At 68.8% G+C, this 14,451-nt stretch carries 25 protein-coding genes; all 25 read right to left on the bottom strand.

Annotation, left to right across the window (positions count from 1 at the left end):
- Nucleotides 1–14: 14 nt before the first annotated feature.
- Nucleotides 15–758, bottom strand: coding sequence for a 50S ribosomal protein L17 (gene rplQ, locus NJC10_RS00965; RefSeq protein ID WP_248115972.1), 744 nt, complete (start codon nt 756–758; stop codon nt 15–17).
- A gap of 72 nt (nt 759–830) precedes the next feature.
- The gene (locus NJC10_RS00960) at nt 831–1,829 is read right to left on the bottom strand and encodes a DNA-directed RNA polymerase subunit alpha (RefSeq protein ID WP_298987195.1); all 999 of its coding nucleotides are present in this window, start codon (nt 1,827–1,829) and stop codon (nt 831–833) included.
- A gap of 133 nt (nt 1,830–1,962) precedes the next feature.
- Complete coding sequence (gene rpsK / locus NJC10_RS00955; protein WP_248115977.1) at nt 1,963–2,367, bottom strand: 30S ribosomal protein S11; 405 nt, start codon at nt 2,365–2,367, stop codon at nt 1,963–1,965.
- An 84-nt stretch (nt 2,368–2,451) separates the two neighbouring features.
- Complete coding sequence (gene rpsM / locus NJC10_RS00950; RefSeq protein WP_248115979.1) at nt 2,452–2,820, bottom strand: 30S ribosomal protein S13; 369 nt, start codon at nt 2,818–2,820, stop codon at nt 2,452–2,454.
- 283 nt (nt 2,821–3,103) lie between these two features.
- The gene (gene rpmJ / locus NJC10_RS00945; RefSeq protein ID WP_002857509.1) at nt 3,104–3,217 is read right to left on the bottom strand and encodes a 50S ribosomal protein L36; all 114 of its coding nucleotides are present in this window, start codon (nt 3,215–3,217) and stop codon (nt 3,104–3,106) included.
- Between the two features lie 37 nt (nt 3,218–3,254).
- Nucleotides 3,255–3,476, bottom strand: coding sequence for a translation initiation factor IF-1 (infA, locus tag NJC10_RS00940; protein WP_010080397.1), 222 nt, complete (start codon nt 3,474–3,476; stop codon nt 3,255–3,257).
- Between the two features lie 160 nt (nt 3,477–3,636).
- Nucleotides 3,637–4,479, bottom strand: coding sequence for a type I methionyl aminopeptidase (map, locus tag NJC10_RS00935; RefSeq protein WP_319074050.1), 843 nt, complete (start codon nt 4,477–4,479; stop codon nt 3,637–3,639).
- A 4-nt stretch (nt 4,480–4,483) separates the two neighbouring features.
- A complete protein-coding gene (locus tag NJC10_RS00930; protein WP_248115988.1) occupies nt 4,484–5,101 on the bottom strand; it encodes an adenylate kinase in 618 nt (205 codons plus the stop codon).
- A gap of 45 nt (nt 5,102–5,146) precedes the next feature.
- The gene (gene secY, locus NJC10_RS00925) at nt 5,147–6,454 is read right to left on the bottom strand and encodes a preprotein translocase subunit SecY (RefSeq protein WP_248115992.1); all 1,308 of its coding nucleotides are present in this window, start codon (nt 6,452–6,454) and stop codon (nt 5,147–5,149) included.
- Nucleotides 6,455–6,616: 162 nt separating this feature from the next.
- Entirely contained in the window at nt 6,617–7,069 is a 453-nt protein-coding gene (gene rplO / locus NJC10_RS00920) for a 50S ribosomal protein L15 (protein WP_298987176.1), read from the bottom strand.
- Nucleotides 7,062–7,286 (bottom strand): 50S ribosomal protein L30, encoded by a 225-nt coding sequence (gene rpmD, locus NJC10_RS00915; RefSeq protein ID WP_248115996.1) that lies wholly within the window; start codon nt 7,284–7,286, stop codon nt 7,062–7,064. Before rpmD ends, rplO begins: the two co-directional genes overlap by 8 nt.
- A gap of 3 nt (nt 7,287–7,289) precedes the next feature.
- Complete coding sequence (rpsE, locus tag NJC10_RS00910; RefSeq protein ID WP_248115998.1) at nt 7,290–8,036, bottom strand: 30S ribosomal protein S5; 747 nt, start codon at nt 8,034–8,036, stop codon at nt 7,290–7,292.
- A complete protein-coding gene (gene rplR / locus NJC10_RS00905) occupies nt 8,033–8,407 on the bottom strand; it encodes a 50S ribosomal protein L18 (RefSeq protein WP_248116000.1) in 375 nt (124 codons plus the stop codon). The genes rpsE and rplR overlap by 4 nt, the downstream gene beginning before the upstream one ends.
- Entirely contained in the window at nt 8,407–8,940 is a 534-nt protein-coding gene (gene rplF, locus NJC10_RS00900; RefSeq protein WP_248116002.1) for a 50S ribosomal protein L6, read from the bottom strand. The genes rplR and rplF overlap by 1 nt, the downstream gene beginning before the upstream one ends.
- Before the next feature lie 30 nt (nt 8,941–8,970).
- Entirely contained in the window at nt 8,971–9,369 is a 399-nt protein-coding gene (gene rpsH / locus NJC10_RS00895) for a 30S ribosomal protein S8 (protein WP_248116004.1), read from the bottom strand.
- 72 nt (nt 9,370–9,441) lie between these two features.
- Nucleotides 9,442–10,017 (bottom strand): 50S ribosomal protein L5, encoded by a 576-nt coding sequence (gene rplE, locus NJC10_RS00890; protein WP_248116006.1) that lies wholly within the window; start codon nt 10,015–10,017, stop codon nt 9,442–9,444.
- Complete coding sequence (gene rplX / locus NJC10_RS00885) at nt 10,017–10,358, bottom strand: 50S ribosomal protein L24 (protein WP_248116008.1); 342 nt, start codon at nt 10,356–10,358, stop codon at nt 10,017–10,019. Before rplX ends, rplE begins: the two co-directional genes overlap by 1 nt.
- A gap of 5 nt (nt 10,359–10,363) precedes the next feature.
- Nucleotides 10,364–10,732 carry a 50S ribosomal protein L14 gene (rplN, locus tag NJC10_RS00880; protein WP_248116010.1) on the bottom strand — a complete coding sequence of 123 codons (369 nt, stop codon included), beginning with the start codon at nt 10,730–10,732 and terminating at the stop codon, nt 10,364–10,366.
- Between the two features lie 340 nt (nt 10,733–11,072).
- The gene (gene rpsQ / locus NJC10_RS00875; protein ID WP_298711718.1) at nt 11,073–11,354 is read right to left on the bottom strand and encodes a 30S ribosomal protein S17; all 282 of its coding nucleotides are present in this window, start codon (nt 11,352–11,354) and stop codon (nt 11,073–11,075) included.
- Nucleotides 11,351–11,623 (bottom strand): 50S ribosomal protein L29, encoded by a 273-nt coding sequence (rpmC, locus tag NJC10_RS00870; protein WP_248116012.1) that lies wholly within the window; start codon nt 11,621–11,623, stop codon nt 11,351–11,353. The genes rpsQ and rpmC overlap by 4 nt, the downstream gene beginning before the upstream one ends.
- 3 nt (nt 11,624–11,626) lie before the next feature.
- Nucleotides 11,627–12,043: a 50S ribosomal protein L16 gene (gene rplP / locus NJC10_RS00865; protein ID WP_248116014.1), complete on the bottom strand. Its 417-nt coding sequence runs from the start codon at nt 12,041–12,043 to the stop codon at nt 11,627–11,629.
- Complete coding sequence (rpsC, locus tag NJC10_RS00860) at nt 12,043–12,876, bottom strand: 30S ribosomal protein S3 (RefSeq protein WP_248116016.1); 834 nt, start codon at nt 12,874–12,876, stop codon at nt 12,043–12,045. The genes rplP and rpsC overlap by 1 nt, the downstream gene beginning before the upstream one ends.
- Before the next feature lie 3 nt (nt 12,877–12,879).
- The gene (gene rplV / locus NJC10_RS00855) at nt 12,880–13,245 is read right to left on the bottom strand and encodes a 50S ribosomal protein L22 (RefSeq protein ID WP_248116018.1); all 366 of its coding nucleotides are present in this window, start codon (nt 13,243–13,245) and stop codon (nt 12,880–12,882) included.
- A gap of 46 nt (nt 13,246–13,291) precedes the next feature.
- A complete protein-coding gene (gene rpsS / locus NJC10_RS00850; protein ID WP_248116020.1) occupies nt 13,292–13,573 on the bottom strand; it encodes a 30S ribosomal protein S19 in 282 nt (93 codons plus the stop codon).
- 15 nt (nt 13,574–13,588) lie between these two features.
- On the bottom strand, nt 13,589–14,428 hold the full coding sequence (rplB, locus tag NJC10_RS00845; RefSeq protein ID WP_248116023.1) for a 50S ribosomal protein L2: 840 nt from the start codon (nt 14,426–14,428) through the stop codon (nt 13,589–13,591).
- Nucleotides 14,429–14,451 lie beyond the last annotated feature (23 nt).

The following is a 14,451-nucleotide window of genomic DNA, read 5'->3' as shown; positions in this document are numbered from 1 at the left end:
GGGTGCGCACGGCCTTACTCGGAGGCGGGCATCTTCTGCGCCGCAGCGCCGCCGGCGGGCTCGAAGCCGGCGGCCACGGCCTCCTCGACGGTGGTGAACCAGACCTCGGCGGTGGTCTGGTCGTACCAGCGGGAGCCGGGGACGTGGTACTTCTTCGAGCTGGCGTTGCCCTTGATGGTCGCGCCCTCGGGAGCGGAGCCGTCCTCGGTCGTGGCGACGGCGCCGTCGATCTCGGCGGCGGTCTCCTCGGACTCGGCCACGGTGACGTCCTCGGTGGCGGCCGGGTCCACGGCCTCCACGGGGACGGCCTCGGCCTCGACCGGGGCGGCCGGAGCCGTCTCGACGGCGCGCTCGGCCTCACGGACGACGGCCTGCTTCGGGGAGACCGGATCCATGATGAGCTCGATCACGGCCATGGGCGCGTTGTCGCCGTGGCGGTTGCCGATCTTGGTGATGCGGGTGTAGCCGCCGTTGCGCTCGGCCATGGCCGGGGCGATCACCGTGAACAGCTCGTGCACGATGGACTTGTTGGTGCGGTTCTTCGCCGCGATGATGCCCTGCACCTTGCGACGGGAGGGCAGGTCGCCCTTCTTCGCGAAGGTGATGAGGCGCTCCGCGTGGGGGCGGAGGCGCTTGGCGCGGGTGAGCGTCGTGGTGATCGACTTGTGCTCGAAGAGCTGGGCCGACATGTTGGCCAGCATGATGCGCTCGTGGGCCGGGCTGCCGCCCAGGCGCGGACCCTTGGTGGGGGTAGGCATGGTGTTTCTCCTCAGGTGGTCCCCGGTGCCGGCGTCGGCCTCGGGGTCAAAGATTCAGGGGTGCGGTGCGGCTCAGAAATCCGAGAACGGATCGTCGTCCATCTGGCGCGCGTGGAGCTGCGGGTCGTAGCCGGCCGGCGAGTCCTTGAGGGACAGGCCCAGCTCCTCCAGCTTCTCCTTGACCTCGTCGATCGACTTCGCGCCGAAGTTGCGGATGTCCATCAGGTCGGCCTCGGAGCGGGCCACGAGCTCACCCACGGAGTGGATGCCCTCGCGCTTGAGGCAGTTGTAGGAGCGCACGGTCAGCTCGAGCTCCTCGATCGGCTGGGCCAGGTCGGCGGACACGTCGCCCTCCGCCGGCGTCTCGCCCAGGTCGATGCCCTCGGCCTCGACGTTGAGCGCGCGGGCCAGGCCGAACAGCTCGACGAGCGTGGAGCCGGCAGAGGCCACGGCGTCGCGCGGCAGCATGGACTCCTTGGTCTCCACGTCCAGGATCAGGCGGTCGAAGTCCGTCCGCTGCTCCACACGGGTGGCCTCGACCTTGAAGGTCACCTTGAGCACGGGCGAGTAGATGGAGTCGACCGGGATGCGGCCGATCTCCGCGTCCGCGGACTTGTTCTGGGCCGCCGTCACGTAGCCGCGGCCGCGCTCGACCGTCAGCTCCATGTCGAACTTGCCCTTCGCGTTGAGCGTCGCGATGTGGAGGTCCTTGTTGTGGATCTCCACACCGGCGGGGGCGGTGATGTCCGCGGCGGTCACGACGCCGGCCCCCTGCTTGCGCAGGTAGGCGACGACGGGCTCGTCGTTCTCGGAGGAGACGGACAGCTGCTTGATGTTGAGGATGATCTCGGTGAGATCCTCCTTGACGCCGTTGACGGTGCTGAACTCGTGCAGGACGCCGTCCACGCGGATGCTGGTCACGGCAGCACCGGGGATGGAGGAGAGCAGAGTGCGGCGCAGGGAGTTGCCGAGGGTGTAGCCGAAGCCGGGCTCCAGCGGCTCGATCACGAACCGGGACCGACGGTCGGACACGACCTCTTCGGTCAGCGTGGGGCGCTGTGCAATGAGCACGAACATTTCCTTTCGGCGAGCGTCCGCCATATGACGCACGCGGGGGGTGGAAACGAGGACGGGATGGGATCAGGTCGCAGACCTGTCCGCACCCGCCCCGGGGGACGGGGCGGGTGCGGAGAAGACGCTCAGGTCAGACGCGGCGGCGCTTCGCGGGGCGAGCACCGTTGTGGGCCATGGGGGTGACGTCCTGGATGGACCCCACCTCGAGGCCGGCGGCCTGCAGGGAGCGGATGGCGGTCTCGCGACCCGAGCCCGGGCCCTTCACGAAGACGTCCACCTTCTTCATGCCGTGCTCCTGGGCGCGCTTGGCGGCCTGCTCGGCGGCCAGCTGCGCGGCGTAGGGGGTCGACTTGCGCGAGCCCTTGAAGCCCACCTCGCCGGACGAGGCCCACGAGATGACGGCACCCGTGGTGTCCGTGATGGACACGATGGTGTTGTTGAACGTGCTCTTGATGTGGGCCTGGCCCACGGTGATGTTCTTCTTGTCCTTGCGGCGCGGCTTGCGGGCCGCTGCGGCGCGGGTCTTGGGGGGCATGTGGTTCTCCTGACGAAAAGGCTGACGGTGCAGGTGCTGCGGCGGGGCGGCCGGACGGGTCCGGGCTCGGCCTCGCCGGCAGGATCACTTCTTGCGGCCGGCGACCGTCTTCTTGGGGCCCTTGCGGGTGCGGGCGTTGGTCTTCGTGCGCTGACCGCGCACCGGAAGGCCGCGACGGTGGCGCAGGCCCTCGTAGGAGCCGATCTCCACCTTGCGACGGATGTCGGCGGCGACCTCGCGGCGGAGGTCGCCCTCCACCTTGTAGGTGCCCTCGATGTGGTCGCGCAGCTGCACCAGCTGTTCGTCGGAGAGGTCCTTCACGCGGATGTTCGGGTCGATCCCGGTGGCGGCGAGGGTCTCCTCGGCGCGGGTCTTGCCCACGCCGTAGATGTAGGTGAGTGCGATGATCACGCGCTTCTCGCGCGGAATGTCAACGCCTGCAAGACGAGCCATGCGGCCGTCCTCCTGTTCCTTGAAGCAGCAGAGGTCTGCACCAGGGACGCCCGGACGACGCGGCTCACGGCCAAGCGGACCCTCGAGCCGCGGCGCCCAGCGAGTGCTCGGCGTGCTCCGCGGCGGTCGTCCGCCGTCGTCGGTCTCCGGCCCCTGCCACCGGAGGTGTCGGCCGCGTCCCGTGTGACGGGGGCGACCGTTGTCCCTGCTGTTCGGCCATCATGGCCGGTTGGGTGTTCTCGTCAGCGCACGGCGTCGCTCCCCCGCGAGACGGGGGAGGCGATCAGCCCTGGCGCTGCTTGTGGCGCGGGTTCGAGCAGATCACCAGAACGCGGCCCTTACGGCGCACGACCTGGCACTTGTCACAAATCCGCTTCACGCTCGGCTGAACCTTCACGGCTCTTCCTCCTGCGCTCGCTTGGACGGGTTGGGTCTTACTTGTAGCGGTAGACGATGCGACCTCGATTGAGGTCGTACGGGCTAAGCTCCACCACGACGCGATCCTCGGGGAGGATGCGGATGTAGTGCTGACGCATCTTTCCGGAGATCGTGGCGAGCACGACGTGCTCGTTCTGCAGACGGACGCGGAACATCGCGTTGGGCAACGCCTCCGACACCGTGCCCTCGACCTCGATGACACCTTCCTTCTTAGCCATGTCCTCCACTATCGTCATGCTCCGACAGCGGCGCGGTGGCGCCGCCCACGGGGCGGGAACGGGGTGGATCGCGGCGGCACGCCGACGGCGAACGGACACGATCAACATTCGATGATACCGCATCCGGAGCCGGTTGACCACCACGCCCGGGCGTGCGGGGTCACTCCCCCGGCGGGACCGGGGTGACGCCGAAGCGGGCCAGCTCGGACGCGCCGCCGTCGGGGGCGGTGAGGACCCACAGGCCGCCGGCGTGGCGGCACACCGAGTGCTCCCACTGGCTCGCCCGGGCCCCGTCCTCCGTCACCACGGTCCAGTCGTCCTCGAGGGTGCGGGTCTCGATGCCGCCGCGCACGAGCATGGGCTCGATCGCGAGCGCCAGGCCGGGGCGCACGCGCGGGCCCTGGTGCCCGGTGCGGTAGTTGAACACGTCCGGGGGCAGGTGCATGGCCGAGCCGATGCCGTGGCCCACGTAGTCCTCGAGGATGCCGAGCTCGGGGCCGTCCTGCGCCGAGACGTGGTCGTCGATGGCGTCGCCGATCTCCCCCACGTGCGTGGCGGACGCGAAGGCGGCGATCCCCGCCCACATGGCCTCGCGGGTGATGGCGGAGAGGCGCTCGTCCGCGGGGTCCGCCGTGCCGGCCGCGGAGGACCCCAGGATCACGGTGCGCGCGGAGTCGGCATGCCAGCCGTCCACGATCGCGCCGCCGTCGATCTTCAGGACGTCGCCGGCCTGCAGGACGCGCTCCCCGGGGATGCCGTGGACCACCTCCTCGTTCACCGACGCGCAGATCGTGGCGGGGAAGCCGTGGTAGCCCAGGAAGTTCGAGGTTGCGCCGTGCTCGGCGAGGACGCCGCGGAACACGGCGTCCAGCTCCGCGGTGGTCACACCGGGGGCGGCGGCGTCCACGGCGGCATCGAGGGCCGCGGACAGGACCACCCCCGCACGCTGCATGGCCTGCAGCTGGGGGGTGGTCTTGAGCTCGAGGGAGCGACGTCCGATCACGCGGTCAGGCCTCGGTCCGCGGGGTGATGACGGGCAGGGTGCCGGTCGCCGCGCGCACCGAGTAGACGGCCTGGAGCAGGCGCTCCGTGACGTCGTCGATCTGGCCCGTGCCGTCCACGCGCGCCACGATGCCGCGGTCCACGTAGTTCTCGATCACGACCTCCGTCTCGCGGTGATAGAGGTCGAGGCGGTGCTGGATGACGTCCTGGGTGTCGTCGGCGCGGCCCTCGATCTCGGCGCGCTTGAGCAGACGCTCCACGAGCTCGGCGTCCGGCACCTCGAGCTCGACGACGGCGGACAGGGCCTGGCCGGCCTCGCGCAGCATGGCGTCGAGCGCCTCGACCTGGCCCGCGGTGCGGGGGTAGCCGTCCAGGAGGAAGCCGTGCTCCGCGTCGGGCTGGGCGATGCGGTCGGCCACCATGCGGTTGGTGACGTCGTCGGGCACGAAGTCGCCGTTGTCGATGTAGCGCTTGGCCTCGACGCCGAGCGGGGTCATGGCCTTGACGTTGTGGCGGAAGATGTCGCCGGTGGAGATGGGGACGATCCCCAGCTTGTCGGCGATCCGGGAGGCCTGGGTGCCCTTACCGGATCCGGGAGGGCCCATGATCAGCATGCGGGTCATCGTGTGTTCCTCACTCTCGAGATGGTGGACGTCCGTGGCGGCCGCTCAGCGCAGCAGGCCCTCATAGTGGCGCTGCTCCATCTGCGCGTTGATCTGCTTCACCGTCTGGAGGCCCACGCCCACCATGATGAGGATGGACGTGCCGCCGAACGGGAAGTTCTGGTTGGCGCCGATCAGCACGAAGGCGATCAGCGGGATCATGGCCACGATACCCAGATACAGGGCACCGGGGAGCGTGATCCGGCTGATGACGTACTGGAGGTAGCGCTCCGTGGGGCGCCCCGCCCGCACACCCGGGATGAAGCCGCCGTACCGCTTCATGTTGTCCGAGATCTCCTGCGGGTTGAACGTGATGGAGACGTAGAAGTAGGTGAAGCCGATGATCAGCAGCAGGTACAGCGCCATGTAGACGGGGTGGTCCCCCCCGGAGAAGTACGTGCTGAGGAAGCCCACCCATGCGGGCGGTGCGGAGCCGTCCTGCGGGGTGTTGAACTGGATCAGGATGCCCGGGAGCATCAGCACGGAGGACGCGAAGATCACCGGGATCACGTTGGCCATGTTGACCTTGATCGGGATGAACGTGCTCGAGCCGCCCACGGTGCGCGAGCCGATCTGCCGCTTCGCGTACTGCACCGGGATCCGGCGCTGGGACTCCTCCACGAACACGATGGCCAGCATCGTCAGGAGACCGACCACCATCACGACGGCGAACGTGCGCCACCCCTGGGTCTGCAGCACCTGTGCGATGCCGGACGGGAAGCTCGCCGCGATCGAGGCGAAGATCAGCAGGGAGATGCCATTGCCGACCCCGTTCTCCGTGATCCGCTCGCCCAGCCACATCACGACGACGCAGCCGGTGGCCAGGACGATCACCACGAGGAGGACGGTGAGCAGCGAGTCGTCCCGCAGGAGGGGGATGCTGCAGTTGAGCAGCGCGCCGGAACGGGCCAGCGACGTCATGGTGGTGGCCTGGAGGAGGGCGAGCGCGATGGTGAGGTACCGGGTGTACTGCGTCAGGGTGGCCTGGCCCTGCGGCCCCTCCTGGTGGAGCTGCTCGAAGCGCGGGATCACCACGCGCAGCAGCTGGACGATGATGGAGGCCGTGATGTACGGCATGATCCCCAGCGCGAAGACCGAGACCTGGAGCAGCGCCCCGCCCGAGAACATGTTCACGAACGAGTAGAGGCCCCCGGTGGTGCTGCCGGAGGCCAGGCAGGTCTGCACCGCCGCGTAGTCCACACCCGGGGAGGGCACGAAGGCGCCGAGCCGGTAGACCGCGATGAGACCGAGCGTGAAGAAGATCTTCCGCCTCAGGTCTGGCGTCCGGGCGATCCGCGCGATGGCCTTGAACACATGTCCTCCTGCGGGGGGTGGGGGTTCGGCGCTCCCCCACGCGGGGGACGCACGAGGGCCCGCCGCACCGGGCGGGCCACCGTGCGAGTCTACACGGAGCACGAAGGCCCCGGGCCGGGGCGGATGGCCCCGGGCCCGGGGCCCGTGTGGTCGATCAGCGGATCAGACGGTCTGCGTCGAGCCGCCGGCCGCCGCGATCTTCTCGACGGCGGAGGCGGAGAAGGCGTTCGCGGTGACCTGCACCGGAACGGTGATCTCGCCGGTCCCCAGCACCTTCACGGGCTGGTTCTTGCGGACGAGGCCCGCGGCGACGAGGGCGTCCACGGACACCTCACCGCCCTGCGGGAAGTGCGCCGAGAGCTTGTCCAGGTTGACCACCTGGTACTCGGTGCGGAACGGGTTCTTGAAGCCGCGAAGCTTCGGCAGGCGCATGTGCAGGGGCAGCTGGCCGCCCTCGAAGCCCACACGGACCTGGTAGCGGGACTTCGTGCCCTTGGTGCCACGGCCGGCGGTCTTGCCCTTGGAGCCCTCGCCTCGACCCACGCGGGTCTTGGCGGTCTTGGCTCCGGGGGCAGGACGCAGGTCGTGGATCTTGATGGCGTCGTTCTCAGCCATGGTTGACCTCCTCCACGGACACCAGGTGCGGCACGGTGTTGACCATGCCCACGGTCGCCGCGTCGGCCTTGCGGGTGACCTGGTGGCCGATCCGCTTGAGGCCGAGCGAGCGGAGGGTGTCCCGCTGGTTCTGCTTGGTCCCCGTCACGCCACGGGTCTGGGTGATCACCAGAGTGGCGTCCGAGGGCTGGACGTTCTTGCGAGTGGGCTCAGACACAGCTCACACACCTGCCTTCTGCGCGCTCTTCTTGGCGCGGTCGTTCTCCATGGTGCGCAGCATCGCGTGGGGCGCGATCTCGTCCAGGGACTTGCCGCGGCGGGCCGCGACGGCCTGGGGCTCCTCGAGGCGCTTCAGCGCGTCCACGGTGCCGCGGACGATGTTGATGGCGTTCACGGAGCCCATGGACTTGGAGAGCACGTCGTGGATGCCGGCGCACTCCAGCACGGCACGCACCGGACCGCCGGCGATCACGCCGGTACCCGGGGACGCCGGACGCAGCAGCACGACGCCGGCGGCGTCCTCACCCTGCACGAGGTGCGGGATGGTGGAGCCCACGCGGGGCACGCGGAAGAAGGACTTCTTGGCCTCCTCCACGGCCTTCTGGATCGCGGCGGGGACCTCCTTCGCCTTGCCGTAGCCCACACCGACGGTGCCGTCGCCGTCACCCACCACCACGAGGGCGGTGAAGGAGAAGCGGCGGCCGCCCTTGACGACCTTGGACACGCGGTTGATGGCGACGACGCGCTCGAGGAACGCGTCCTTCTCCTCGTCGTTGCCGCGACCGTTGCGGTCGTCACGACGACCGCGACGGTCTCCGTCACGCCCGCCGCGACCGCCGTCGCGACCGCCACGGCCGCCGGCGGAACGCTCGGTGGTGTGGCTGGCCGAGCCCGAGGCGGTCTCGGACACGGGGGTCTCGGTGGTCTCGGTCACCTGGGTGCCCTTCTCGTTGTTGTTCTCGCTCACAGCTTCAGCCCACCCTCTCGCGCACCGTCGGCCACGGCCGCAACGCGCCCGTGGTACTTGTTGCCGCCGCGGTCGAAGACCACGGCGTCGATGCCGGCGGCCTGGGCACGCTGGGCGACGAGCTCGCCGACGCGCTTGGCCTTGGCCGTCTTGTCGCCCTCGAGCGCGCGCACGTCAGCCTCCATGGTGGAGGCAGAGGCGAGCGTGCGGCTCTGCGTGTCGTCCACGATCTGCACGAACATGTGGCGCGCGGAGCGGTTGACGACGAGGCGGGGACGGACGGTGGTGCCGGAGATCCGCTTGCGCACCCGGAGGTGGCGGCGGGTGCGGGCGTTGAACTTGCCCTTGCCCTTCACCTTCAGAGTAGACATCACTTACCTGCCTTTCCGGCCTTGCGGCGGATCTGCTCGCCCGCATAGCGGACGCCCTTGCCCTTGTACGGGTCAGGGCGACGCAGCTTGCGGATGTTGGCGGCGGTCTCGCCGACCTTCTGCTTGTCGATGCCGGCGACGGTCACCGTGTTGCCCGCGACGGTGAACGCGATGCCCTCGGGGCACTTCACCGGGACGGGGTGGGAGTAGCCCAGGGCGAACTCGAGGTCCTGACCCTTGGCCTGCACGCGGTAGCCGGTGCCGACGACCTCGAGCTGCTTGGAGAAGCCGTTGGTCACGCCCTCGACCATGTTGCTGATCAGGGTGCGGGACAGGCCGTGGAGGGAGCGGGACTCGCGCTCGTCGTCGGGACGGGCCACGATGACCTGCCCCTCCTCGAGGGTGGCCGTGATGGGCGTGGGCAGCGTGTGCTCCAGCTGGCCCTTGGGGCCCTTCACGGAGACGCGGGCGCCGTCGATGGTGACATCGACGCCGCTCGGGATGGTGATCGGCAGACGTCCGATTCGCGACATATCAGTTCAGCCTTTCTTCCGTCTCGCCCGTCACCAGACGTAGGCGAGGACTTCCCCACCCACGCCCTTCTTGGCGGCCTGGCGGTCCGTGAGCAGACCCGAGGAGGTGGACAGGATGGCGATGCCGAGGCCGCCCAGCACGTGGGGCAGGGTGGTGGACTTCGCGTACACGCGAAGGCCCGGCTTGGAGATACGACGCAGGCCGGCGATCGCGCGCTCACGCTGCGGGCCGAACTTCAGGTCGATGGTCAGCTTCTTGCCGACCTCGGCCTCCTCTTCACGCCAGTCCTGGATGTAGCCCTCTGCCTTGAGGATCTCCGCGAGGCGGGTCTTCAGCTTGGAGGACGGCATGGACACGGTGTCGTGGTAGGCCGAATTGGCGTTGCGCAGACGGGTGAGCATGTCTGCGACGGGATCGGTCATGGTCATGTGGGCTTCCGCCCTTTCTCGCCGTGGTTTCCCGCACCGGTTCACCGGTGGGGGACCTGTGGCGCGGAGGTCTTACTGGTCGGTCTTGAACGGGAAGCCCAGCGCCTTCAGCAGCGCGCGGCCCTCGTCGTCGTTCTTGGCGGTGGTCACCACGGTGATGTCCATGCCGCGCACGCGGTCGATCTTGTCCTGATCGATCTCGTGGAACACGGTCTGCTCGGACAGGCCGAAGGTGTAGTTGCCGTTGCCGTCGAACTGGCGGTCGGACAGGCCGCGGAAGTCACGGATGCGCGGGAGCGCGAGCGTGACGAGGCGGTCCAGGAACTCCCACATGCGGTCGCCACGGAGGGTGGCGTGCGTGCCGATCGGCATGCCCTCACGCAGCTTGAACTGCGCGATGGACTTGCGGGCCTTGGTGACCATCGGCTTCTGGCCGGTGATCGCGGTGAGGTCCGTGACGGCGCCGTCGATGATCTTGGAGTCCTTGGCGGCCTCGCCGACACCCATGTTCACGACGACCTTCACGAGGCCCGGCACCTGCATGACGTTCGCGTACTGGAACTGCTCCTGGAGGCCGCCGCGGATCTCGTCGCGGTACTTGGCCTTCAGACGCGGGGTGACCTTCTCGGTCTGCTGCACCTCGGTCATCACAGCTCCTTCCCCGAGGACTTGGCGAAGCGCACCTTCACGGTGACGTCCTCGCCGCCCTTCTGGACGGTCTCGAAGCGGTAGCCCACACGGGTCGGCTTCTGGGTCTCGGGGTCCACGACGGCCACGTTCGAGATGTGGATCGGGGCCTCGACGACCTGCAGGCCGCCCTCGGTGGAGCCGTTGTTGTTCTGGCCGGCGCGCAGGTGCTTGGTGACGCGGTTGACGCCCTCCACCAGCACTCGCTCGTCGGCGGGGAAGACGCGCAGGACCTTGCCCTGCTTGCCCTTGTCCTTGCCTGCGATGACCTGCACGAGGTCATCCTTCTTGATCTTGGCCATGAGGGTCAGATCACCTCCGGGGCGAGCGACACGATCTTCATGAAGCGCTTGTCGCGCAGCTCGCGCCCCACGGGACCGAAGATGCGCGTGCCACGGGGCTCGCCGTCGGTCTTGAGGATCACGGCCGCGTTCTCATCGAAGCGGATGTACGAGCCGTCGGGACGGCGGGACTCCTTGCGGGTCCGCACCACCACGGCCTTGACGACATCGCCCTTCTTGACGTTGCCGCCGGGGATGGCGTCCTTGACGGTGGCGACAATCGTGTCGCCGATTCCTGCGTAGCGGCGTCCTGAGCCACCGAGAACACGGATGGTCAGGATCTCCTTCGCACCGGTGTTGTCGGCGACCTTGAGCCGCGACTCCTGCTGGATCACTTGTCTCTCCTAGCGTCGCGCCGGTTCTCCCCCACTGTTGGGCGAGCCTTGCGGAACGGTTGAACGGTCATCCCGGGACGCTTACCCCTGCCCCCGTGGCGGACGTCTCCGCGGCACGGGCCGCACAGCGTTTTCAGACAGCTGCGGGCTCATGGACGCGGATCGATGCGCGGGGCAGGGCCGAGGCGGATCCGGGATCGGCGTGCGACACCCTCGGCACGCAGGATGGATGGTCCTGCCAACAAAGGGCGCACGAACACTCCACTCTAGCACAGAGCCGCCCCGTGCTGATGCACGGGGCGGCTCTGTGGTGCGGTCCGGACTCACCGGACCGCGGGCATCACTTGGCGCGCTCGACGATCTCCACCAGGCGCCACCGCTTGGAGGCGGACAGCGGGCGGGTCTCGGCGATGCGGACGCGGTCGCCCACGCCGGCGGTGTTCTCCTCGTCGTGCGCCTTCACGCGCTTCGACGACTTGAGCACCTTGCCGTACAGGGCGTGCTTCTTGCGGTCCTCGACCTCGACGACGATGGTCTTGTCCATCTTGTCGGACACGACGACGCCGCGGAGCGCCTTGCGGTAGCCGCGCTCCTCGGTGCTGGCAGCGGTCTGCTCGGTCACTGGGCAGCCTCCTCGTTCTTCGGCTCAGCCTGCGCCGCGGCGGGGACATCGCCACGGATGCCCAGCTCGCGCTCGCGCAGGATCGTGTAGATGCGCGCGATGTCACGCTTGACGGTCTTCAGCCGGCTGGCGTTGTCCAGCTGGCCGGTGGCGGCCTGGAAGCGCAGGTTGAACAGCTCCTCCTTGGAGGCCTTGAGGGCCTCCAGCAGGCTCGCGTTGTCCTGTCCGTCCAGGGACTCGACGTTCAGATCCTTGGTACCGATGGCCATGGATCACTCACCACCCTCTCGACGGATGATTCGGGCCTTCAGCGGCAGCTTGTGGATGGCCAGACGCAGCGCCTCGCGGGCCACGTCCTCGGAGACGCCCGAGAGCTCGAACAGCACGCGTCCGGGCTTGACGTTGGCGACCCACCACTCCGTGGAGCCCTTGCCGGAGCCCATGCGGGTCTCGGCGGGCTTCTTGGTCAGCGGGCGGTCCGGGTAGATGTTGATCCAGACCTTGCCGCCACGCTTGATGTAGCGGGTCATGGCGATACGGGCGGCCTCGATCTGACGGTTGGTCACATAGGCCGGCGTGAGCGCCTGGATGCCCCACTCGCCGAACGTCACGGTGGTGCCGCCCTTGGCGGCGCCGGAACGCTTGGGGTGGTGCTGCTTGCGGTGCTTGACGCGACGGGGGATCAGCATCAGGCGTTGCCTCCTTCAGCGGGAGCGGCGGCCGGGGTCTCGGCGCCGGCGCCGGCGTTCTCCTGGCGGGGAGCACGCTCGGCACGGTCATTGCGACGGCGGCGCTCGCCGCCGGCGGGGGCGCCGCCGCGACGGTCGTCACGGCCACGGCCGCGGCCGGACGGCTGGGCCGCCTCCTTGGCCGCGAGCTCCTTGGCGGTCAGGTCGCCCTTGTAGATCCAGACCTTCACGCCGATGCGGCCGAAGGTGGTCTTCGCCTCGAACTTGCCGAAGTCGATGTTCGCGCGGAGGGTGTGCAGCGGCACGCGGCCCTCGCGGTAGAACTCCGAACGGCTCATCTCGGCGCCGCCGAGACGGCCGGCGCACTGGATGCGGATGCCCTGGGCCCCGGCCCGCATGGCGGACTGGATGGCCTTCTTCATCGCGCGGCGGAAGGCCACGCGCGAGGCGAGCTGCTCCGCGACGCCCTGGGCGACGAGCTGCGCATCGGTCTCGGGGTTCTTGACCTCGAGGATGTTCAGCTGGATCTGCTTGCGGGTGAGCTTCTCGAGCTCACCGCGGATGCGGTCGGCCTCTGCGCCGCGGCGACCGATCACGATGCCCGGGCGGGCGGTGTGGATGTCCACCCGCACGCGGTCACGGGTGCGCTCGATCTCCACCTTGGAGATGCCGGCGCGCTCCATGCCGTGGGTCATCAGCTCGCGGATCTTGATGTCCTCCTTGAGGAAGTCAGCGTAGCGCTGGCCCTCCTTGTGGGAGTCCGCGAACCAGTGCGAGACGTGGTCGGTGGTGATGCCGAGGCGGAACCCGTTGGGGTTGATCTTCTGTCCCATTGGTCAGTTCCCACCCTTCTCGTCCTTGGATGCGACCACCACGGTGACGTGGCTGGTGCGCTTGTTGATGCGGAACGCGCGGCCCTGAGCACGGGGCTGGAACCGCTTCATCGTCGGGCCCTCGTCCACGAAGGCCTCCGTGATGTACAGGGCGTCCTCGTTGAAGGCGACGCCCTCGCGATCGGCCTTGACTCGGGCGTTCGCCACCGCGGAGGTCACGAGCTTGAACACCGGCTCCGAAGCGCCCTGCTGGGCGAACTTCAGGATGGCGAGCGCTTCGGTGGCCTGCTTGCCACGGACCAGGTCGACGACGCGCCGGGCCTTCATCGGCGTCACGCGCAGGTGGCGCGCAATTGCCTTGGCTTCCATTGCTTCTCTCTTTCTCTCGAAGGTCAAGCACCGCGAGCCGTGAGGCTCAGCGACGCTTGCCCTTCTTGTCGTCCTTCACGTGGCCGCGGAACGTGCGGGTGGGGGCGAACTCGCCCAGCTTGTGACCCACCATCGACTCGGTGACGAACACCGGGACGTGCTTGCGGCCGTCATGGACGGCGATGGTGTGACCCAGCATGTCCGGGATGATCATCGACCGGCGGGACCAGGTCTTGATGACGTTCTTGCTGCCCTTGTCGTTCTCGGCCAGAACCTTGAGGTAAAGGTGCTGATCCACGAAGGGGCCCTTCTTCAGGCTACGAGGCATGTCTTCTCAGCTCCCTTATCGCTTGTTCTTGCCGGTACGGCGGCGACGCACGATGAGCTTGTCGCTTTCCTTGTTCGGGCGGCGGGTGCGACCCTCGGGCTTGCCGTTGGGGTTGACCGGGTGGCGACCACCGGAGGTCTTGCCCTCGCCACCGCCGTGCGGGTGGTCGACGGGGTTCATGACGACGCCGCGGACGGTCGGGCGGACGCCCTTCCAGCGCATGCGGCCGGCCTTGCCCCAGTTGATGTTCGACTGCTCGGCATTGCCGACCTCGCCGATCGTCGCGCGGCAGCGGACGTCGACGTTGCGGATCTCGCCGGAGGGCAGGCGCAGCTGCGCGTACTTGCCCTCACGGGCGACGAGCTGCACGGAGGCGCCGGCGGAGCGGGCCATCTTGGCACCGCCGCCGGGACGCAGCTCCACCGCGTGGATCGTGGTGCCCACGGGGATGTTGCGCAGCGGCAGGTTGTTGCCGGGCTTGATGTCGGCGTTCGGGCCGGCCTCCACCGTGTCGCCCTGCTGCAGCTTGGCCGGGGCCAGGATGTAGCGCTTGGCGCCGTCCGCATAGTGCAGGAGCGCGATGCGGGCGGTGCGGTTCGGGTCGTACTCGATGTGCGCGACAGTGGCGGGCACGCCGTCCTTGTCGTGGCGACGGAAGTCGACCAGACGGTACTGGCGCTTGTGGCCGCCGCCCTTGTGACGGGTCGTGATGCGGCCCGTGTTGTTGCGGCCGCCGGTCTTGTGCAGCGGGCGGAGAAGGGACTTCTCCGGCGTGGACCGGGTGATCTCTGCGAAGTCGGCCACGGACGAGCCGCGAAGGCCCGGGGTGGTCGGCTTGTACTTACGGATAGCCATGGGTGTCTTCCTCGATTAAGTGG

This window comes from Micrococcus sp. M4NT (genome assembly GCF_033790745.1).
In the GTDB taxonomy this organism is placed as follows: Bacteria; Actinomycetota; Actinomycetes; order Actinomycetales; family Micrococcaceae; genus Micrococcus.
This window is presented reverse-complemented; position numbering and strand designations above follow the sequence as displayed.